The following is a 22,436-nucleotide window of genomic DNA, read 5'->3' as shown; positions in this document are numbered from 1 at the left end:
ACAATAACAAACAGGGATGAAATCATCCCTGTTTTGTTCTCAAAGCTGCCCAGTTTCTTCGTCATCGTTCACATTACTCGGCCTTCTGACCGATGCCTGTCTTCGCCGAGATATTGACTATAAGCTTTAATTCGGGCTGGAAATTCCATTATTCTGCAGAGTCGGTAACCGCGCCTCTCGATGCTGAGGACACTAATTTTGCATATTTGTACAACACGCCCGTGGAAACTTTGAGTGGAGGCTGCTGCCATGCTTGTGCCCTTGCAGCCAATTCGGAATCCGATACGTCGAACGTCATTTCTTGCGTTTCGCTGTCGATCGTGATCATGTCTCCATTCCTCAGCAGCGCGATCGGCCCGCCTACCTGTGCTTCAGGCGCTACGTGACCGACAACGAACCCATGCGAGCCGCCCGAGAATCTGCCGTCCGTAATCAGCGCAACCTCTCCGCCAAGACCCTTGCCTACAATGAGTGCCGTGACCGACAGCATCTCCGGCATACCCGGGCCGCCCTTAGGACCGCAATAACGAATGACTAACACGTCGCCCTTGCATATTTCATCTCTCAAGATCGCTTCGGTTGCATCCTCCTCGCTGTCATACACCTTGGCCGGTCCGACAAAACGCAGCTTCTTCATACCCGACATTTTGGCGACCGCACCTTCTGGCGCGAGATTGCCTCTTAATACGACCAATGGCCCGTTCGGCTTCAGCGGCTTATCAATGGGGCGAATGATTTCCTGGCTGCCCTCTAACGGCGCAGCTTCCGCCAGATTCTCTGCCAATGATTTACCTGTGACCGTTAGACAATCACCATGCAGAAGCCCCTCGGCGAGCAATAATTTCATGACGCCCGGTACGCCGCCGACTTCGTTTAAGTCCTGCATGGCTTGTCGTCCGCTTGGCTTCAGGTCTGCAAGGTGGGGAACTCGCAAACGGATTCGCTCGAAATCGTCCAACGTCAAATCTACGCCAACCGAATGAGCGATCGCAAGCAAATGCAGGAACGCGTTGGTTGAACCGCCCAAAGCCATGACGACGGTTATCGCATTCTCAAACGCTTTTTTGGTCATGATGTCCCTGGGATAGATTTCTTGCTCCAACAAGGAGAGGACCTGCCTTCCAGCCGCAGCGCATTCCGCTGCTTTGTCTGGTGAAATAGCCGGCGTGGAAGAGGAACCGGGCAGGCTCATCCCCATGGCTTCTGCCGCAGCGGCCATCGTATTGGCTGTATACATGCCCCCGCAAGAGCCCGGTCCCGGGCAGACGCTGCATTCCACCTTATGTAACTGCTCCTCCGTCATTTTTCCGTCATGATATTGCCCGACCGCTTCGAAAGCCGTGACGATATCCACGTTCTTGCCATCGAGCTTCCCGGGCTGTATCGTACCGCCGTAAACATAAACCGCAGGAAGATTCATCCGTCCGATTGCCATCAGGCAGGCGGGCGTATTCTTGTCGCAACCGCCGATCGCCACCAGACCATCGAAACGTTCGGCCCCCGTCACGATCTCAATCGAATCTGCGATGGCTTCTCGGCTGGGCAGGGAGAACAGCATGCCTCCGTGCCCCATCGAAATGCCATCCGAAACCGTGATCGTGTTGAAAATAAGCGGAGCGCCGCCATGGTTGCGTACCCCTTGCTTGGCCTCTATGGCTAGCTTGTCGATATGCATATTACAAGGGGTCACTTCGCTCCAAGTGCTGGCTACGCCAATCATCGGTTTCTTAAAATCCGCATCCGTGAAACCAACAGCCCGCAGCATCGCCCTGTTCGGTACCCTGTTGACGCCCTCACTGATTACCTTACTGCGAATGCGTAAATCTTTTTTATTTGTCATCCTTCCTTCTCCCCTCTACTTAGAGTAACCCGTGTAGTTCCTGCATGGGACGCATGAAGTTTTGTTTCATCATAGCTTGAGCCCGATCACCGTCCTTCTGCTCGAAAGCGCTGATGATCGAGGCATGCTCATCGACTGAAGCCTGTGCGGCAGCAATCGGCTGTTTTAAGAACACGTACTTAAACCGCCGGATATGCATCTGAAGCGAGGCACTATATGCAGCGACATAAGGATTATCTGACAGCTCCACGATGAAATTATGAAACTGTTCATCCAACTCCATGGCTTGATAAGCTTGCCCGCTCTTCATGGCATTTTCAAAATCCAGATTCATCGCCCGCAATTGCTGGATCTGCTCCGGAACAATGATGGTAGTGGTCACTTCGGCAGCCAATGCTTGAAGAACGGCCATGGTCGAATACATCTTAAAGATATCTTCCCTTTCAATGGCCGTAACTTTTGTTTCTTTCCCGGGGTGCGTGGACACGAGTCCTTGTACTTCAAGCAGTTGAAAAGCTTCCCGGATGGGCGTTCGGCTTACGCCAAGCGATTCCGCCAATTCGGCGTCGAGCAATTTCTCGCCGGGCTGAAGCGTGCCATCGATAATCCACCGTTGAATTTGGGAGAAGGCTCTTTCTTTTGCGGTCATCCGTACGGGAGAGACATAATTCTTAGGAACTGGCATGGCTCATCATCCTTACTCTTTAAGTTTGTTATATGCAATATATCGCATTCATATATTAAATACAATACTTAGAGGGCTTCGTTTGATAAAAATAACAAACAGAGGAAATACTTAATCAAACTATCCAAACAGCTAAGGACCACCGTTTAAACAAGTGAGGTGTAAACAACAATGCCATTTTCCACATGGACGGGTTCAAACCAATCCCGTAACTCAAATAATGCGAGTTCAGATGGCCGTAACATATCGGAGAGCTTAGAAGAGACCACATCCGAAATCAAGAAAATTCTCGGCGATAACGACGATTTTATGATACATCCCTTCCATGTGTTCGGGCAGCATCCGGCCGTATTGTTTTATTTCTCCGATATGACGGATCACGCCGTCATTAATAATACTTTATTAAGACCGCTTAAATATGGCCCTCGCCATCTCGATGTTTCAGACCTCCCTCGCCATGCGTTGATGGACACTTTGATGAAGGATACGCTTTATCACAGCGAAGGATACGCGGAACGAAAAATCTCCGTGCTCACCGACAATCTTTTAAGGGGACAGTCTGTCGTAGCGATCGAAGGGCTGGACGAGGCCATTATCATTGATACACGAAAAATATCGCAGCGTTCAATAGAACAGCCGGCGACGGAACAGGTGATCCGCGGGGCCCGGGAAGGATTCATCGAGACGCTCGGCACCAACATTTCCCTGCTCCGCTACCGGCTGCAAACGCCGGATTTCCGCGTGAAATCCATGGAGATCGGAACGAAAACGAAATCCAAGGTTGCGGTCTGTTACATGGATGGCATCACCAATCCCGGCATCGTTAAAGAAGTGAATAAGCGCCTGGACGCCATTGAAATCGATGCCGTGCTGGATTCGGGGTATCTGGAACAGTTTATCGAAGACAATCATTGGTCTCCGTTTCCGCAAATCCAGTATACGGAGCGGCCCGACAAAGTCGTGGCGAATCTGCTGGAAGGCCGAGTGGCCATTCTGGTCGACGGTTCTCCGCTCGCCTTGATCGCTCCAACCGTATTCAGCCAGTTCTATCAAACAGTCGAAGATTATACCGAACGATTTCTATTGATGAGCGCAATTCGGCTGTCCCGCCTGGTGGCTTTGGTATTTTCCTTGGTTTTTCCCTCGTTGTATGTGGCGATTATCTCCTTTAATCCTGAGCTGATTCCCACGGAATTTGCGGTCGCCGTCGCAGGCGGACGTGCAGGCGTCCCTTTTCCGGCGATGGTCGAAGTGCTCGTTATTGAAATTTCGATGGAGGTTTTGCGGGAAGCCACGATCCGGTTGCCGCAGCAGGTGGGCGGCGCATTATCCATTGTCGGCGTGCTCGTCATCGGGCAAGCCGCGGTATCTGCCGGGTTCGCTAGTCCGATTACCATCGTCATCATTGCATTAACGACCATCGGATCTTTCGCAACGCCGGCCTACAACGCGGCGCTTGCGCTCCGTCTGCTGCGTTTTCCGCTGATCATATTGGCCGGGATCTTCGGATTGTACGGCGTCATGGTCGGCATCATCCTGATTGCCAATCATCTTTTGTCGCTTAAATCGTTCGGAGTTCCGTATCTAAGCCCATTCGTCCCAGGCAACTTTCAAGGCATGCGGGATCTTCTGACTCGCGGACCGCTGTGGAAGATGAAGAACAGGCCTTCCTTCCTCCACCCGCTTGACACATCAAGGCTCGGTGATCAAATGAAGGAGCAGGTGGATCATTCCTCAACCAATATCATGAATCCCGTCCAACCTAATGACGAGAAAGGTCGATAACCATGAATGAACAGCGCCAAATCACGGTTCTGCAAGCCTCTGCCATTACGATCAGCACCATCGTGGGAGTAGGCGTTCTTGCACTCCCTTTGTCTGCGGTCAAAGCTGCGGATGCCGGGGCTCCGTTCGTTACTTTTTTGGGAATGCTGCTGGCGTTTGTCGGACTTTTCTTCATGACCCGGCTCGGCATGCGGTTTCCGAATGACTCGTACGTGGAGTACACCGAAGTCATCATCGGCAAGTGGTTCGGTCGAATCGCAAGCTTGGTCTCGATTGCGTTTTTTGCGGTTTTGACCTCTCTGGTCGCCAGAGAATTCGGTGAGGTTGTCGTTACGGCCGTCCTGAAAAATACACCGCTGGAGGTAACGGTGCTAGTCATGCTGCTCCTGGCTGCATTTTCTTCACGCCGAAATATTATGACCTTTGCGTACATCCACTTATTTTACAGCCCCTTTATTCTGATACCTGCGCTTTTGATCGTCGCCCTTTCATTAAAAAATGCAGACTTGGTCAATGTTCTCCCTCTATGGGGAAATGAACCCGGAGGCATACCGGCAGGCATTATTACGCTCTCCACCGTGTTCCATGGATACTTTATTATGATGATGGTCATTCCGGCCATGTGCAAACCTGAAAGAGCGATGCGGTCCAGCCTTTGGGCCATGGTAGTAACCGGCGCTTTGTATATTTTGATCGTGGCTGCCACCGTGGGTGTGTTCGGAGCCGAGGAAACCAAAAAGCTGTTGTGGCCGACACTGGAGCTTGCCAAAGCAACTTCATTGCCTGCCAATGTGCTGGAACGCTTGGATGCAGTCTTTCTAGCCGTATGGGTAACGGCTGTTTTTACTTCCTTGTTCTCTTGTTACTACTTTACGCTTTACTCGATAAGCAAGTTATTCCGGTTAGCGGATCATGGGATGTTGTCCTTCTTCATCCTCCCCTTTCTGTTCGTGTTGGCCATGCTGCCCCAGAGCTTGATTCAATTGAATGAAGTGAACGGCATGATATCCAAATATGGACTGCTGATTACTATCGCGTATCCCGGAATCCTTCTGATCATCGCCATTCTGCGCAAAAAAAGAGGTGCAGCCAAATGATCGGGGAAATTTACAGCGGTTATTTGGATGTTGCCATTCTGATCTGGCTCTTCTGCGGCTTGTTCAATCTGTTCATCGACACGAATAAGTACAGACAATCGAACATGACCAAGGAAAAAAAAGTATCCCGCGTGCTGGGTTGGATCAATATCGGTATCGTAACGGTTTGGTTTCTGGTTATCGTCCTTGTTAAAGTCTTCGTGTGAGTTTAGATGTCTGAGTTCAGGAGGATCTCAATGAGTAAGAGAGTAAACGCCGGCTTTAACCTAAAATTCATGATCCTTCTTCTCCTCTGCTCACTTCTAACAGGCTGCTGGGATCGGATGGAGATTGAGGAACGCGCGGTCGTTCTAGGTATATCAATCGACTCGGCCGGCAAGGATGCCGAGATTCGTGAAGATGAAATTTCTCATCTTCGAGGGAAATATCCCGCACCGAAACAAGAAATGATCCAGTTATCCGTTCAAATCGCTCTTCCCGGCAGAATACCGCTCGGACCCGGCGAAGGCGGTGCTTCAGGCGAAGGCGCCCAAGAAACTGTGTGGGTGCTTGATGTTGTGGGACATACCGTCGATGATGCGATGATGAATCTCCAGCAGCAAATATCAGGCAAATTGTTTTTTGGACATCTCCGTGTCATCGTCGTTTCTGAAGAATTTGCCAGAAAGGGGATGGAGAATTTAAACGACTATCTTCACCGAAACGCAGAAGTTCGCCGTATGGCCTGGCTGATGGTATCCAAAGGGAAAGCGAGAGAACTGATGGAAGCAGCTCCGAAGCTGGAGCGCGTCCCGGCATTGTATTTGTCCTCCACGCTGGACGACGCCGTTAAGCATGGCAAGTTCCCGAGCGACTATATCGGAACCTTCTGGAACAATTCGTCGAAGAAGGGCCAGGAAGGATTTCTGCCTTACATCCAAATCATGAAGGGCGATAACGTGGAAATCAGCGGCATGGCTTTTTTCAAAGGTGCTACACTGGTCGGCGTGACTAAACCGTTTGAAATTGCCGGATACTTGGTCATTAAGGGAATCAGTCCGGCAGGTTATCGCGGAATCATTCATGTTGGAGACGACTCTCAGGTCGTCACCATCCATGCAACGAACCGGGAATCGGAAATCAAGGTAGACATCAAGAACGGGCTTCCTCATTTTACGATCACGGCAGTGACGGAAGTGAATGTCGAAGAGAAAAACACGGAAACCCTCCCGCTCAATAACTCGCATATTCTTGAGGAAATTGCTCGGGAGAATGAACGATCCGTTAAAGAACTCATGCTCGGACTAATCCAAAAAACGCAAAAAAAAGAATCCGATATTTTCGGATTCGGCGAATTGGTACGAGCCAGAAAACCTTCCTATTGGAATAGCCATGTCAAAACCGCAGATCAATGGAGTGAAATTTATAAGCATACAACCTTTGATTTCCGTGTAACATCGAAAGTCCGAAGAGTCGGCATGAAGGCCGAATGATGGCGCTGAATGCGTGCGACAGGCGACGCGGATCAGCAGACACGATGGGTCCCCACGGCGCTGCTTTATTTTATCCAGGCGTCCGGGCCGACATCACGGGCAGTGAGCGGAGGATTGGACCGCTGTTTACCTGAGTCATACTCATCTGCACCTACGTCCGGGATATACCGAAGCTGTCCATCCATGTCCTCCGCTGCAGCATAAGGAGCCAGGGCAGCGTCAACGGCGGGGCTATAGATGGATAACCGGATAAGTCCGTCCTTGCTGCGCACCAAACGAAGGTCTTGTTTGTCCATCTCTCTGTCCACGATCGGATTGTTCGAGATCGGTGCATTCCCCTCGAGTTTATTCCCCTTGTACTCCACCCGCTCCTGATCGGGTGCTTGAATAACCGCATCGGTTTCATGGAATATCGTACTTGCATGGCTGAATATCAAATTGTTGTATATCTTAGTTCCTACGGGTTGATAGGTTCTGCCGCCGAGATTGAAGGCCGTCGTTTGGTTGCCGACATTCACGATGGTATTGTTGTAAATCTGTACGTTGTACTGCCTCCAGTGTCCGCGCAGAAGTTCAGTCCTTTGCTCGGCCGGCAGGTCCCCCAGCCTCGCGGTTTGTTCCTGGCTTCCACCCCAGCGCACCACCGGATTCGTACTGCCTTCCGGCCCGCCGTCATGCGTTCCGCCATCAAGGCGAATCACTTTATCCGTAAGACCTTCCATGTAATTGTTATAGATTTTGTGATCGTTGCCGTATATCCGGAACCCGCTGCTGCCCGGTGTCACCCCATCGCCGATGAGATGGTTGCCGTAGAAGCTGTTGCGGTTTCCGTGTCGTGACACGATCCCGCCGTATGAATTGCGAATCGTGTTATACCGTATGATATTGTCACTGCTCTTCACCGATATTACTTCGTCTTCGCCATGAAACCCGTCGAACAAATTATGCTGAATCGTAATATATCCGGAGGAGAGGGATGTACTGGAAAGACCGAGCCTGATGGCCTCCAGCCCGTTGGTTACCCGCGGACCGATTCCGTGAAAATAATTGTATTCAATAACATCGTATTGCGATATATGCTGCCCGCTATGCCCTTCGCCATCATATATCACGACTGCGCCAAAACCTTTCTTCGGTCCGATATCATTATAAGCGATCCGGTTATGGCTGCTAGTTCCTTCGACCCGGATATAATGTCGGTGCGTGCCATTGTCCGTTATCAGCTTCGGATCTTCATATGGCGTTAACCCCTCATATACTTCGCCATTCGGATCATACTGATCACCGCTGTACCGGCAGCTGTCCTCGACATCGAGCAGGCACCATACATTCCTGTTTTGAGCCTCGAATCGATAAGGCTGACCTGTTTCATTCAAGGCAAAGCTGTTGCCTAATATGGATATCCGGCTTGAGCTTTCCAATTGAATGCCCGGGTGTACCCCCGTAAGCGCCCGATGTGCCAACCCACGGTCAGTCAAGGTCTGTATTCCATTCTCATCGCCGATCCCGTTCCGGAACGTGAGCCCGCTGACTTCAACATAACTTGAATTTTCAATGTGCATGTAACTATTGCCGCTGATGACGGCTTTGCCGGACTTTCCGGTTATCCGAATCGGATAGGCCGCAGAGCCGTGTTTATCCTTCACAATAAATGGACCGTTCTGCTCATAGGTCCCATCCTTCAATTCAATCAGCGTGCCGGCCACTGCCTGATCCAGCGCCTGCTGCAATTGTTCCGCCGTACGAACCGAAACTCGCTTCAGCTCCGGGGGCTTCACGTCCTCCTCCTTCACTTCGCCGGCGTTGGGAGGAAGTGGCGGTGGCGGCTCTTCCGGTGATTCACCCGGCACTTTCCCTGCATAAAGCTCTACTTCCATGATGCTGTTCCAGTTTCCCGAGCTGCCGCCGGCGTTATTGCCATATCCAATCAACCGCAAATACCTGGCTTTCACCGGACTTTGCAATACATAAGTTTGCAAGAGGCTGTCTTCCGGCTGCAGCTGCCGGCTGAATTGTCGTTCAAACACAACGGTGCTGGATTGAAAATCTTCGGTATGCGAAGCTGATATCTCAAAACTGGACAGACGCTCTCTGGCATTCAAAAAGGCAATATTCACATACGTGACCGTCTGTTCCGTGCCCAGATCAAACTGCAGCCATTGTCCTTGACCGGAAGCGGACCAGCGGCTTTGCTGGCTCTCCGCGTCCTCGCCCCATACCCCGTCCAACACATTCCCCGGCACGTAATTCGTGCCCGGTTGGTAGCTGCTAGCCGTTACCGTGCTCTCGATCCGATTCATGCTGCTCCCTCCTGCATCACTCAATGCCCCTTGGGCTTCTGAAGGTGTTATCATCAGTGTTCCGATCAACTGGATTATAACCAGTCCCATACTTATCGATCGGAGAGACCGTAGGTTTAATGCGGTGAATAACGTTCTCATATCCGTTCACCTCGCTTCGAATATTAACGTACCGATAACCGATCAGAATACGCGATGGGCCCAGCCCCGAAGCTTCGCGAGTGCCTCAATGTAATAATAATCCCCATATATAAGCGATACATTGATATTGGTATCCGCCGGCTTATGGCCGGTTCCGCCAAACAGGATCCCCTCATGCTCAGGGGCCTGGAAAGCTGCATACTCCGTCGACAAAACCGCGATGATTCGTTCAGCGGCTTTCCGGTACACAGCGCCAATCTCCGGGGTTGTCAGGGCAGCCAGCTCCAATAATCCTGAAGCGGCAATGGCCGCGGCCGAAGTGTCGCACGGCTCGGTTTCGGGATCCGGTACGCGGAAATCCCATGGCGGGACCCCATGTTCTTGTAATGAGGCTATAAAATGATGAGCTACCTGCTTGGCGGCTTGCAAGTAATTTAAATTGTTCGTGTATCGGTAAGCGTTGGCCATCCCATACAACGCCCACGCATTCCCTCTGGACCAGCAGGAATCCGGGGCATAGCCCTGCCAGCCTTTATACTCCAGCAGCTCTCCGCTTTCCGGATCAAATACGGCAACATGGCAGGTGGATCCATCGGCACGAATCATATGCCGTAATGCCATGTTTGCGTGGGCATTTGCGATGTGGCGGAATCGAGGGTCTTCTCCTTCTTCGGCAGCCCAATACAAAAGGGATAAGTTCATGAGACAATCGATGATGGCCCATCCCGGAAGATCCTTGTTCCATGCCCTGATGTATTGGCCGGCCAGGTTAAACCGCCCGGCCAGAAAGTTGGCAGCCGCAAGCCCTCGCCTTTTGCCGTCTGCATCGCCGGTCAACTTGTATTTCATGACGGATGTCGGCAAATACTGAAATCCCACATCATGGTGAAAGCGGCTTTCTTCCAGCGTCAAGCGCTCCATCCGAATATCAAAGTCCCACGCCGCTTTCCGATATTTCGTATCTCCGGTCATATCGTAAACAATCCACAGCATTCCCGGCCAAAAACCCGAGATCCAGTTATCCAACGTCAAACCGTCGTATTCTCCGTCCTTGGCCGCATGCGGTGCAAGATCTGGCTTTCTGGCCAATATCCGGTCCACCTTCATGCGAGCACCATTCCACCACGTATCCAAGTCGAGTTGAGGGCGGGTCTCTATTTTACTCATCCTATATCCTCCTATCGCTATCCTTTAATGGCACCAATTAGAGCGCCCTTCACGAAATACTTCTGCAGAAACGGATAAACCAGCAGAATCGGGACCGTCGCCACGATAATGGTCGCATGCTTCAGCGTCTCGCCGATGACGGCGACTTCCCCGCCGCTCGCACCGCTTGCCATAGAACTTGCATCGTTCAGAAGCAGCAGCTCCCGCAGGACGAGCTGCAGCGGATACAAGGAGCGATCCTGCAGATAGATCATGGCCTGAAACCATGAATTCCAGTGACTGACGCCGTAATACAGCAGCATGACGGCGATAACCGGCATGCAGAGCGGCATCATGATTCGGAATAAGATGACAAATTCATTGGCTCCGTCGATCTTGGCCGATTCTTCCAGACTATCCGGCACCGCCTCAAAAGCCGTTCTCATGATTATCAGATTAAAAGCAGATATGGCCTGTGGAATAATTAAAGACCACAGCGTATTGGTTAGCTCCAAGCCTTTTACTGTAAAATACAGGGGAATCAAGCCGCCGCTGAAAAACATCGTAAATACGATAAACAGCATCAGCTGCTTACGATATCGCAATCCCTTCCGGGACAGTGCATACGCTCCGAACGCGGTCAATGTAATATTAAGCACCAAGCCGCCGGAAACGATAAGGAACGTATTCATGTATCCTTGAATAATCATCGGATTATCAAACACGAGCCGATAAGCGTTAAACGTCATATCCAGCGGCTTCCACAGAATCCCCGAATGCTGCATGTAACGGGTTGGATCACTCAAGGAAGCAAACAGCACGTAGATCAATGGATACAACGTACATAATGTGATGATGGTCAACAAGGCGTAATTAAACATATCAAACAGCTTTTCGCCGACCGATCGATTCCCTGCTCTCCATTCCATTCCCTTCACCTCCTACCACAAGCTGGTTTTGTTCATCCTGCGGCTCAGCCAGTTTGAGCCGATGACAAGCGTGAAATTGATGGCCGAATTGAACAGCCCTACTGCCGAGCTGAAGCTGTAATTGAATTCCTGCAGCCCGACCCGGTACACATAGGAGCTAATGACGTCTGCGGTATCGTAGATTGACGGGTTATAGAGCAGAATGATTTTCTCGCTGCCGACGTTCATCAGCCTGCCGATCTCAAGAATGAACAGAATGACTATCGTTGGCATTATCCCCGGCAGCGTCACGTTCAGCATTTGCCTCCACCGGTTGGCTCCATCGATCTTCGCGGCCTCATATTGTTCTTGGTCGATACCGGCCAAGGCGGCAAGGTAGATGATGGTCCCCCAGCCGATGTTCTGCCAAATTCCGGAGGTTACGAAAAGAGTCCGGAAATATTCGGATTCCAGCAGAAGGGAGACCCGTTCCCATCCGAAAAAGGCCATGATATCGTTGATTAACCCGTCACTCATCGTGAATTCCTTAATGATGCCGCAAACAACGACCAGCGAAATAAAATGCGGCATATAGGTTATGGTTTGAACCGTGCGTTTGAAAGCGGTTTTTCTGATTTCGTTCAGCAGGAGCGCCAATATAATGGGGGCCGGAAAGCCAAAGAGCAGTTCATAAAAGCTGATTAACAGCGTATTCTTGACAACTCGCCAGAAGTAAATGCCGTTGAAAAACGATTCGAAATGCTCCCAGCCGGCCCATGGACTTCCCATGATACCAAGACGTGGGGAGAACTCTTTAAAAGCTATGGACGCCCCGTACATCGGAAAATAATGAAAAACCGCGAAATATAGAAGTACCGGAATCAACATGATGTATAGGAAACGATTTTTGCTAATGTCCTTCAGCAAGCCCCATTTTCGAGGATTCAGTCCTGCCGTGTTTGAAGGAATTGACGTGCGTGTCGGAGGCGGAAGTTTCGCCATGCCGTTCTCACTCCTCATGTACGGTCTATTGAAGTAACAAGTTATCGGGGGAATGAACCGCTCCATTCCCCACGCGTTATGATTTCGTTATCTGCTGTTGTATCGATCCAGTGCGCTTTGATAGATTTCAACCGCCCGCTCAATACCCAGCTTCTTGAGCTGCTCCACATACTTGTCATAACTCTCCATCGGCTCCTTGCCGACAATGAACTTGACAAACATTTCCTCTTTATAGTTGCTTACTTCGGTTAGAATCTTGCCAAGCTCCTTGCTTTCTTCGGCGGTTGGCGTCAGGAAGCCAGGCAGTATATGCTTCTCGGCATCCGTCTTCGACCATACTTTCACGGCCTCATCCTGCTCGGGGAACGTATTCCAGTTCCGACGTTCATCCGCTTCGTATGGACCATTCGGCTTGGAATACTGCGATACCATCTGCTGCAGACTGTACTTCTCATTGTTTTTAATCAAATCGGTATACACCGGAGCGCCGTTCTCCATCACATAGCTCTCCCCTTCAATGCCAAAGTTATAGAGCAACGAGCCTTCTTCGCTGTAAGCATAATCAAGCCAGCGTACGATCAGCTCGGGATTTTTGGCAGCCGTTGTGATGGCCTTGCTCGGTCCCGGATTGTACTTGAAGTCCCGTTGTCCGATAAAGGGAATATCGCCCGGATTGAGCGTTGGATATGGAGCGCCGACCAGCTTGAATTTCGGATCCTGCTCCTTCATGGCGTCCATCCATTTGCCCATGCCGCCGCTGAGGAGATGTACCGTGGCCCCGGTCTGCCCGGTCAAGATCTTGTTATCCAATGCTTTCGTATCGGTGAGCGCAAAATCCTTGTCAAACAACCCTTCCGCGAACCATTTGCGGAACAAGGCCAGGAAATCCTTGTATTGCGGATCCATAGGACCATACTTTACCTTTCCTTCATCATCTACATAGAAGGAGTTCGATGTCTTGTAAGCTCCGATGAAGGCATCGCGAATCTCAAAATTTCCGCCGGTATACGTCACGCTAAGCGGCGCAGTGGCTCCTTTTTCGTCGCGAAAGGCGATTAGCGTCTTCTCCCACTCCTCTATGGTCGTCGGCACGGGCAGCCCAAGCTCTTCCAGCCAATCTTGGCGGATCATGGGCCCGCGGAAGACGAGCCCGGACGGATTGCGGATCATGGGAAATACATAATACTTGCCGCTGTCTGTTTTGACCATGCGATCAAGCGTCGGGTCCGCTTCGAGTTTTTTCTTCAAGTTGGGCGCATATTGATCAATCAGATCATTGAGTTCCAGAATCACGCCGTCCTGGATGGCTTTCTCCGGTCCGCCCGGATAAGAGCCCGCACTTCTTCCGGTCCAATCATATTCAATGACGTCCGGAAGCTCATCGGAGGCAATCATCAGATTGAATTGCTCGGTGGTCTGCTGATCATTCGGATGAATGTACTCGACCTGCACTCCCGTTTGGTCGACAAGCGCCTTCCCGAACGGTGTATCCGCAAGATTGGAATAGAAGGTTACGGCATTCATGTTCAAGATTTCCCAAGACGTGATCGTTTCGGTTGTGTTCAGCGGATACGATGAGCCGATTGCGGTTGACGCATCCTTCCCGCCGTCGTTCGGCTTTGCCTCCGGCGTATTCTCCTTACTCCCTGACGAACAACCCGCAAGCAGCAAACTAGTTAACAATACGGCGGTCAATCCTGACTTCAAATTTCTCAGCAAGCTGTCTTTGGCCAGCATACGATGTACCATCATCATTCCCCCGATTTTAGGATAAGGATCAGATCGGCGGTCTTGCCGACCTATCCGATGTCATTGTTCAATAAAACCGAATCCGTTAACATAGACAAAATCTAAAATCGCAGGCAATTTCTTAAAAATCGATGTTTCGCCATCTCAAAATCCGGTTTATAGCGCGGTTTTCTGGTATTTTCCGGGGGTAATGCCTTCGAATTTTTTGAAGATTCGCAGAAATGTGCTGACATCCGCGTAACCGACCCGGCCCGCGATTTCATTTACGGTAAGTTTCCCATGGGCCAGCAGTTCTTTCGCCTCAGCCACACGAAGACGGTTGATGGAATCCAGCAAGGTTTCTCCGGTGTAATCCTTATAGAGTCTCGAAACGTAAGACGGAGTCCGCTGAAAAGCATCGCCGATCATCGAAATATTCAAACTCGGGTCATAAAGGTTCTCTTCGATATACAGCCGGACATCTTCGATGAAATAACGATGATGATCCCGTTTCTCGGCCAGAATCCATCCGCAGACATCCCCGAGCATTTGTTTCATCCGATCCTTCATCTCCGGAACATGATCGCACTCGAGCAATGGATTCACTTCAATGTAATGGTCTTCCCATGTTCGCTTGCTTCCCGCCTTCACTTCTTCAAGGGTATTCAGCATCGTGCTTGCCAAGTTGTACATCAGGCATTTGGCAAGTGGAACCGAAACCGGGTGCTTGGTAAAATTGGCTTGAAAAATATCTTCAAGAATCGCTTCCGCTTTGTCGTAGTTCCCGCTTTTCACCACATAAACGAACTGCTGCTCAACACTTAGAGGATAATAGAAACGGTGGGATTGCTTACCTTTACTCATCAGAGTATCGCTGTACTGGATAAACTGGCCGCTCCCTATCACAATGCGGTACTCAAGCGCGGTTAGAGCCTCTTGATAAGATTGAGCGATGCCGTGCAAGCCCGTATGGACCTGTCCTACGGCCAGCGTAAGCTCCGTTTCGATATGTTTGCCCATGAAATCCTGGACCTCGGCCAGCATTCGGTTCAGAACGGATAGCTCCTGCTCCTCAGGGATTTCCGCTCTAAAGTTAACAATACAAGCAAGCACATCGTTCATTTCCGTCGTAAAAGCGACCGCTTCATTGGATGCCGTATCCTCAAGGACATTCGTCAGCACGAAATAGAGCATTTGCTGCTTCTGATCCGGGAGCCCACGGATGCCAAACTGCTCAAACTTGCCAAAATGATCGATCGATATCAGCATGACGACAGATCGCTCCGATCGAAACCGGATATCGTGGGCCGGGAGGGCGCTCTGGAGCGATTGATCATGATCGGCGTACCCCTTCAGGAGGCGCCGCAGCAAATGAGCTCGAATCGTATTGCCATGTTTGCGAAGCTGCGTTTGTATATCTGCTTTTTCATGGAATTGATGTTGAATCGCCCCCTCCAGGAATGCGTATTCATTGGCCCCCCGGTCAAATCTGAGGCCGAATTGCTTGGATAAACTGTGCAGCATCAATTGAACCGGCATATAGTTTCGGCGTAATAACAATCCCGTGACCAAGCCTCCAATGATCAGGCATAGGGCTATGCTGAGCCATGTCAAAAGGCGTAAATTTTTCATTTTCTCATTAAACAAAGCCGCCGGGAGTACCGATACATATTTCCAGCCGGTGACTTGGGACGTAATATAGGAAAGCGCGGTCTGCCCCGCATCCGATTTCATATAGATCATTCCGCTGTCTCCTTGCAAATGTTCATAACGCAGATTTGCAGGTACGGCCAGATCCTTGTCGGATGCAGCGATGTACCGGCTTTCCGCATCTATAATGAACATATTGGCACCCTTTTGCTGGGGAACGCTCTCGATTAGTTTCGAATCCTTGATCAAGAACAGGACAACGGCCGAAGGCTGGGCCGGAGAGTTGAATACGAGGGAATGGGCGAACACGACAACCGGGAAGCTCTCCATGCCGTCATTAAACACCATGGGCTTGTAACCGTTTACATATCTTTGCTCGAAAAAATCCGTCCACTGATCATAGGAGGTGTCGTCCGGCTGTCTCAGCTTTTGATAGAGGCCCCTGCCGTTCGTGTGATCAAACGTTGATATAACCGTATCGCTGTTCAGGTACATGACGTATATATCTTCGATGGAATCGTTCGCATTTTTATACGTTCGCAGGCTTTCGGATATCTTGAACACATCATAATATTGAGGATCGCGAAGCGGGAGCTCCACGCTGGAAAATGCAGAAATCTCCTTGTTTAACGCAATTTCCAGGCTTAATCGCTCAAGGCTCTTCAGCTTGCTGTCAATGGACATTTCCATTTGCTGAAGAAGTAACCCGTTTGCCCGGTTGGTTTCGCTCCTCACTTGATGGTACGAGATCGAATAGAGTACAAAGCTGATCAGGACTGGCACCATTAATACGGTAATATAAGAGAACAGCCATGCCGTAATGACGCTGCGGTTATATTTGCGAAGGGTGCTGAACATGCGATTATTCCTCCTTATCACCTGCTGTTTATGATAAGAGCAGCCTTGATGGGGATAAGGCTGCTCTTCGGACTAGATCTGTAGTTGGCTTTCGGCATTTATACGGTTAACGGGGAATTCCGTACAGCCTCCATGGCTTGCGGCTGCCGAACATATTGCATTTCCCCTTCTCTGCAGGAATGGGCGAGATCTTGAAAGGCGAAGATCCGCTCCAATGATCGCTGTATATATAAGCTTCTTCTCCCGCCTGCATAACCAGATGGATCCATCCGTCAGCCTGGATCGGACATACTGTGGACATGCCCCCGATCTCCAATACCAAGCCGGCATCCGGTGATGAAACCATATCCGTTGCGATTCGGCACGATCCACCCGCAAGACTGCAAATATGTATCCAAGCGGTACGCCCCTCCTCCCGAACAGCACTCACAAGAAAGCCGCCTTCCGACCGCAGCCGATGAAATACCGCCTCCGGCCACTCCTCAGGAACAGCGGGGAAAACGCTGATTCGCTCCCCTCTGCTCTGGAGCAGCATATCATGGATCGACTCCGCCCCCGCGAGCGGCGTTTCGATGACCGGTCCCGCCTCTTTATACATGGTGTTCGGCTTGATGAGATGCATTAAGCTTCTTAAATACGCCAATGCTTCATCGCCTAGTCCGAGTATGGCTGCAATCGAGGCTGCTCCGGTGAAGCTGAATCCGCGCAAATCTCCTTCAAGTCCGATCCAATGGCGGAGCGAGCGAAGGATAAGCTCCCTCTCCTCTTCGGTATCGCCTACGAGTTGCAGCGGAAATGCTGCCAGCAGGTGGCTGAAATGCCGGTGTCCAAAATCCAAGCGCTGATTCTCGCCGATCATATAACCGGAACTATCGACCGGAAAGGGTACCAATCGGTCCAGGACATCCCGCCAGCGATCATGCAGTGAATCATGAATGCCGAGCTTATCCGTGATGCGGATTAAGGTTTCACATCCCCAGCGCAGCAGGGCTAAATCATAATGGGCATCGGCAATCTTCAACTGCTTGAAGGAGCCGTATTCAGGCGAAACCGTCGGTGGTAAATGAAGTCGGCCGTCCTGCCCTTCCTCAAGAAGATGCAAATATAAACACACACTGCGCCGCAGGAGTGGATAGACCACGTCTTGCAGCATATTGTCGTCCATGGCATAACGGCAGTGACGCCAGCAGTTATGCATGACCCACGTTAAATTCCCCACTTCATCCGTGACCGGGCTGTGCAGGTTATAGCTGGAGCTCCGGCCGAGTCCGGCCGAATCCTTACGGTAGGCTTTGGGAACGTTTCGGATCAGCTGCTCCTGATGCTCCTGCAATGAGCGAATCAGCGACATGCCGAGATGGAGACGATTCGCCGTATAGATTGGGGAATAACTCATCTGAACATTCATATTGAACCATAACCCCGGCCATGGCGTGGAAGTGAGCCACGGACCTTGATTATCGATAGGGAGTGAGTCCGCACGGGTCGCAGAAGCCAGCTTATACATCTGAATCCAGTAAAAGCTCTCCAGCTGCGTATCCGGTATGGATATGAAACTCTCCGGGTAATAATGATGCCACCATTGGCGATGGGCATGCAGCCAAGCTTCCCAACCGATGGTTGAGAGGGGGACAGCCCGAAGCTCTTGAACCGCTTGATCGCGAACGGTATTATCCACCCCTTTCATGACGGTTAAGATACAGGTTTGCCTGTTCCATTTCCCCAACTTTCGTTCGGTCGGATCAGGGCGGCATGTAAGCCAAGCTGTAGTGCAGCCTTCCCCGCTTCCATATTCCTGGACGCCGATCGATATCTCGCCGGATTTCAAATGCTGAACAGTGGTTTCGGGAATAAACTGGTTGAGATTAATCCCGTCCGCATTCTTCAATACGGGGTCAACCTCCGGATAAGCGTACCACTTCAGCTTCGCATCGTGTTCCCCTTCATCTGCGTCCAGCTCCACAAGAAGTACCGGAGCCGTTGCATGAATCAGCGCGCGAATCCTGACCTCCCCTTTGGTTGTCGGTATAACCGCTCTAAGCTCAGCATTCCATAAATCCAATCGGATTTCGCAGGGCTGATAAATCCAGCCCTCCAGCTCCAAAGCGAGCTCGCCGATGGGCACGCGTACCGAAAAATCCCGATTACCCGGGCGTGATGCGGTGATATCCGACCGTCCAAGCACAAAGCGCAGCACGTTCCGTTTATCCCGGTGTTCCTCGCTATACATCATCGCGCCCAGCATGCCGTTTCCAAGAAACGCCCCTTCATCCCAGCTGATCGGACGCGTCGACCATAACATGTCGTGCCTGGACATAAACACCGGCCAATCAATGGCTTCCTCAATGCGGCTATTCACGAACTCCCTCCTTTTGCAATGGAAAGTTGTTGTCTAGGTGCGCCTGCTTAAACCCCGATGGCGTCATCTGCGTATACTTTTTGAAAACGTCGCTAAAATAACGGCGCTCCGCATAACCAAGAGACTCTGCAATTTCCTGGATCGGCCGATCCTCCAAGAGCAAACGCTTAGCCTCCTCGATCCGTATCTGGGTAACATAATGACTAAATGCCATCCCCGTCACTTTCTTGAACAAGCCGGCAAAATAGCTGGGGCTCAGGTGAACCGCCTTCGCGCAAGCACTAAGGCTGATGTCCTGATCCAAATTGGAGTTTACATATTGAATGGCATCCTGAATGATTTTCACGGCCGCGGAACGGCTCTGATTCTCGATGCGTTCACAGCCCAGCGTTACGATGTGATGCAGCACCCTTCTCATGTCCGCCAAGGATCTCTCGGAGCTCACCCTTCCTTCCCGAACGATCGAGCTCAAATCGGCCAATTCATTCATCGGTACCTTCTCTTGTATCGCCCGAAGCATCATATATGCCAGCTCATAATATAGGCTGATGAAATATTCCGGTTTGGGAAGCGGTATCCTGTCCTTAAACTCGTCGAGGATGTGATCGAGTCTCATTATGGCTTGACTGACGTTGCCGGATTGTATTGCGTACACCATCTCTTGTTCTGCACTTCGAATGCTGCGCGGCAAGGACATTTCCGTGTTAGCCACCTCTTCATAGGAGATAACCGCATTGCCGCCGGTATAGAAATGATACGACAGTGCATGCAAAGCTTGATCATACGATGCATACAAGTCGTGGATATACGAAACGATTCTGCCAATTCCTATGGATACCGTTAAAGATGTATATACGCTCACATGGTGACAGCACGCCTCCGCTATTGCTGCCGCTGAATCTGATAACGGCGCATTCAACACCGCTACCAGACGGTTTGCCGAGTCCCGGAATACCAGTCCCCTAGTATATAAAGCGATGGTTTCTTCCGTAATATTTTTCAACGCGAACCTGGCAAGCTCGAGTTCGTTCATCGGCGAATCCCGATACTTGTCGTCATAACCGTCGATTTCAAGAATCATAACGAGCAGATGCCTGGGCTCCAAATCAGGCTTAACATATTCCCACCGTTGCTTCGCTTCCTGCTCATTCACCTTATGATGCAGCAGCCATGCAAACAATTCCTGACGCAGAAACGGCATACTCTCTTGAACCCGCTGCTCCAAATCAGCGATATGATGCTCTTGGTTTCGCAGCGCCTCGATCTCTTCTTTGGCCTTTACAACAATCTCCTCAATATGGGCCAGCGAAAAAGGCTTGGTAATCAAGTTGAACGCTCCAAGCTGAACGGCTTGCTTCGCATATTCGAAATCACTGAAACCCGTCATCAAGATGACCTTGCTGCGCGGCAGCAATTCTTTGACGCGCCGGGTCAATTCCAAACCGTCGAGCTTCGGCATTCGAATGTCGGTCACGATGATATCCGGTTTGCTTGTTGTGATCAGGTTCAATCCGTCTTCTCCATTTATGGCCGTTCCGCATACCGTGATCCCATGACGTTCCCAGCTGATTTGCTTGGATATGCCGTCGACCACGCTCTGAATATCGTCAATGAAACATATCGTTGTCGATATAACGCTCATCGTCCTTAAGTCAACTCCCTTCGGGTACTGGTAAACGGGGGATGATGATCGAGACCCGAGTACATAGGTTAGGTTCGCTTTCCATATGCAAGCCAGCCTTGCTTCCATACTGAAGTTGTAATCGCAATCGAACATTATGCAGCGCATAACCCGATGAAGCAAAGGCAGCCGGGTCCCGAAGCTCTGGATCCGCTGCGTTATTTTCGCTAAATCCTAATCCGTTATCCTCCACGATGAAATATAGATGGGTATCATCCTGTTTAACTTGGATCCGAATAATTCCACCATCATTGCGATCATTAAAGCCATGCAGGATGGAGTTTTCAACCAGCGGCTGCAGCATGATTTTTAGGATCGGCTGCTGCATATCGACCAGGGGATCTACCTCGATGGAATAGGTAAACAGCGTTTCATAACATCTCTGCTGAATTTTTAAATACTCCTCAACGTGGAGTAACTCGTGCTCAATTGACGTCATCTCCTTGCCTCGATTGAGGCCGAGCTGGAACAGCTGTGACAGGGACAGCACCATTTCCTGAACATCCTCCAATTGATTCAGCTGGCTTTTCCAATAAACCGTATTCAGCGTGTTATATAGAAAGTGGGGATCAATTTGAGCCTGCAGGGCTCTCATCTCGGACTGACGTTTATCCGTCTCTGCCTGCTTCACCACGTCAAACATGTGATTAAGCTCTTCCAGCATCCGGTTAAAGCGATAACCGACCTGCGTGATCTCGTCATTGTATTCGCTTTCATAACGGACGTTAAGATCGTTCATCTCCACCCGTTTCATTAACGATTGCAGATGGCTTAACGGTCTTACGAGCAAACGTGTCAGCATATTCGCAAAAGCAAAAGATACAAGCAAACATCCCGTGATCACCCCGAGAATCGTCAATTTAATGCTGTCCATCTGCTTCATCAATTCAGCTTTAGGCAGAAAGCTGAATAGCGTCCACTCCTTCACTCCACCCAGCTTGGTAAAGTTAACCAGGTATTCATCGCCTTGGTCCGAATATTCGAAGCTTCCCTGCTCAACTGTTAAAGCAGCCATATACTCAGGATCCTGTTTCAACTTATCCGTTATGACGGAATCTTCGATTAAAGCATCGCTCCCATCGGATGAGGCCAGGAGAAGGAAAGGCTTACGATTTGTGTCCTCCGAAACGATTAATGATCGAATCGAGTCGATTTTGATATTCGCTACAACATAACTATCATCGATGTAATGGGATGGGATACCCTCCATTACAAAGGAAATGACCTTCTCCCTGCTGGCAAAGAAAAGATCCTCATGACCGGCCACCCATAGCTTGCGCCGCTCGCTTTTGATATACGTATAGAGCGCCGAATCATAAAACGAATGGGAGAAATTACGCTGCTGACTCGTCTGATAATAGTCTCCCTCACGCGTTGCGATAAGAATGGAATCGATAAGAGGTTCCGTGAGCTTGGTCTGTACAAAAGTCGATTGCAGCCCGGACAGATGCGTATAGTAATTCTCCGAGCCCGAATAGCTGCTGTCCATCCCTAACGCTCTTCGGTAAGCCGTATTGACCATCATCGAGTAAACCGCTTGCGAGATATGATTCAGCTTCTCATCCAATACCTTCGAAGTTTTAACGATCGTATCCTGACTAAGCTGATAAGCGTTGTCCTTCACGACTTCCTCGGCGATGACGTAGCTAAGCGCGCCTGCGGTGGTGACTGCAAAAATAACGATAAGCATGAACGCGATCCAAATTCGGCGTCTGAACGATAGTCGGTAGAGCATAAATCAACATCCTCCGTCTCTATTTTCGGTTGTGGCAGCAGTTGTCCTT

Annotated in this window: 15 protein-coding genes; 4 read left to right on the top strand and 11 right to left on the bottom strand. The window is 50.4% G+C overall.

Translation table 11 applies throughout. The features are described 5' to 3' along the window. Nucleotides 1-148: 148 nt before the first annotated feature. Nucleotides 149-1,840 carry a dihydroxy-acid dehydratase gene (ilvD, locus tag RB297_RS03265; RefSeq protein ID WP_375119720.1) on the bottom strand — a complete coding sequence of 564 codons (1,692 nt, stop codon included), beginning with the start codon at nt 1,838-1,840 and terminating at the stop codon, nt 149-151. Nucleotides 1,841-1,859: 19 nt separating this feature from the next. Beyond that, nucleotides 1,860-2,525 carry a GntR family transcriptional regulator gene (locus RB297_RS03260; RefSeq protein ID WP_096773563.1) on the bottom strand — a complete coding sequence of 222 codons (666 nt, stop codon included), beginning with the start codon at nt 2,523-2,525 and terminating at the stop codon, nt 1,860-1,862. Between the two features lie 171 nt (nt 2,526-2,696). Here RB297_RS03260 and RB297_RS03255 point away from each other — a divergent pair, with 171 nt between their 5' ends. The 4 genes from RB297_RS03255 to RB297_RS03240 are packed head-to-tail and all read left to right on the top strand — an operon-like array spanning nt 2,697 to nt 6,879. Then, nucleotides 2,697-4,310, top strand: coding sequence for a spore germination protein (locus RB297_RS03255; RefSeq protein ID WP_375119719.1), 1,614 nt, complete (start codon nt 2,697-2,699; stop codon nt 4,308-4,310). A gap of 2 nt (nt 4,311-4,312) precedes the next feature. Continuing rightward, a complete protein-coding gene (locus RB297_RS03250) occupies nt 4,313-5,407 on the top strand; it encodes a GerAB/ArcD/ProY family transporter (RefSeq protein WP_375119718.1) in 1,095 nt (364 codons plus the stop codon). Beyond that, nucleotides 5,404-5,613: a CLC_0170 family protein gene (locus RB297_RS03245; RefSeq protein WP_096773560.1), complete on the top strand. Its 210-nt coding sequence runs from the start codon at nt 5,404-5,406 to the stop codon at nt 5,611-5,613. Before RB297_RS03250 ends, RB297_RS03245 begins: the two co-directional genes overlap by 4 nt. A 30-nt stretch (nt 5,614-5,643) precedes the next feature. Continuing rightward, entirely contained in the window at nt 5,644-6,879 is a 1,236-nt protein-coding gene (locus RB297_RS03240; RefSeq protein ID WP_375119717.1) for a Ger(x)C family spore germination protein, read from the top strand. A 65-nt stretch (nt 6,880-6,944) separates the two neighbouring features. Here the strand turns inward: RB297_RS03240 and RB297_RS03235 are convergent, their stop codons facing one another. From RB297_RS03235 to RB297_RS03195, 9 genes are all read right to left on the bottom strand, one after another. Further along, on the bottom strand, nt 6,945-9,179 hold the full coding sequence (locus tag RB297_RS03235; RefSeq protein ID WP_375119716.1) for a chondroitinase-B domain-containing protein: 2,235 nt from the start codon (nt 9,177-9,179) through the stop codon (nt 6,945-6,947). Nucleotides 9,180-9,362: 183 nt separating this feature from the next. Then, on the bottom strand, nt 9,363-10,487 hold the full coding sequence (locus tag RB297_RS03230; RefSeq protein WP_375119715.1) for a glycoside hydrolase family 88 protein: 1,125 nt from the start codon (nt 10,485-10,487) through the stop codon (nt 9,363-9,365). A gap of 17 nt (nt 10,488-10,504) precedes the next feature. Then, a complete protein-coding gene (locus tag RB297_RS03225; RefSeq protein WP_192572057.1) occupies nt 10,505-11,395 on the bottom strand; it encodes a carbohydrate ABC transporter permease in 891 nt (296 codons plus the stop codon). A gap of 12 nt (nt 11,396-11,407) precedes the next feature. Then, nucleotides 11,408-12,376 (bottom strand): ABC transporter permease, encoded by a 969-nt coding sequence (locus tag RB297_RS03220; RefSeq protein ID WP_176502390.1) that lies wholly within the window; start codon nt 12,374-12,376, stop codon nt 11,408-11,410. A gap of 87 nt (nt 12,377-12,463) precedes the next feature. Then, the gene (locus tag RB297_RS03215; RefSeq protein ID WP_375119714.1) at nt 12,464-14,131 is read right to left on the bottom strand and encodes an extracellular solute-binding protein; all 1,668 of its coding nucleotides are present in this window, start codon (nt 14,129-14,131) and stop codon (nt 12,464-12,466) included. 150 nt (nt 14,132-14,281) lie between these two features. Beyond that, the gene (locus tag RB297_RS03210; RefSeq protein WP_213578410.1) at nt 14,282-16,612 is read right to left on the bottom strand and encodes a helix-turn-helix domain-containing protein; all 2,331 of its coding nucleotides are present in this window, start codon (nt 16,610-16,612) and stop codon (nt 14,282-14,284) included. 106 nt (nt 16,613-16,718) lie between these two features. After that, nucleotides 16,719-18,971 (bottom strand): glycosyl hydrolase family 95 catalytic domain-containing protein, encoded by a 2,253-nt coding sequence (locus RB297_RS03205; protein ID WP_375119713.1) that lies wholly within the window; start codon nt 18,969-18,971, stop codon nt 16,719-16,721. Further along, complete coding sequence (locus RB297_RS03200) at nt 18,964-20,613, bottom strand: response regulator (RefSeq protein ID WP_375119712.1); 1,650 nt, start codon at nt 20,611-20,613, stop codon at nt 18,964-18,966. Before RB297_RS03200 ends, RB297_RS03205 begins: the two co-directional genes overlap by 8 nt. A 10-nt stretch (nt 20,614-20,623) precedes the next feature. After that, a complete protein-coding gene (locus RB297_RS03195) occupies nt 20,624-22,387 on the bottom strand; it encodes a sensor histidine kinase (RefSeq protein ID WP_375119711.1) in 1,764 nt (587 codons plus the stop codon). Nucleotides 22,388-22,436 lie beyond the last annotated feature (49 nt).

It is taken from the genome of Paenibacillus sp. CR_12 (assembly GCF_041953985.1).
GTDB lineage: Bacteria > Bacillota > Bacilli > Paenibacillales > Paenibacillaceae > Paenibacillus_AQ > Paenibacillus_AQ lautus_A.
This window is presented reverse-complemented; position numbering and strand designations above follow the sequence as displayed.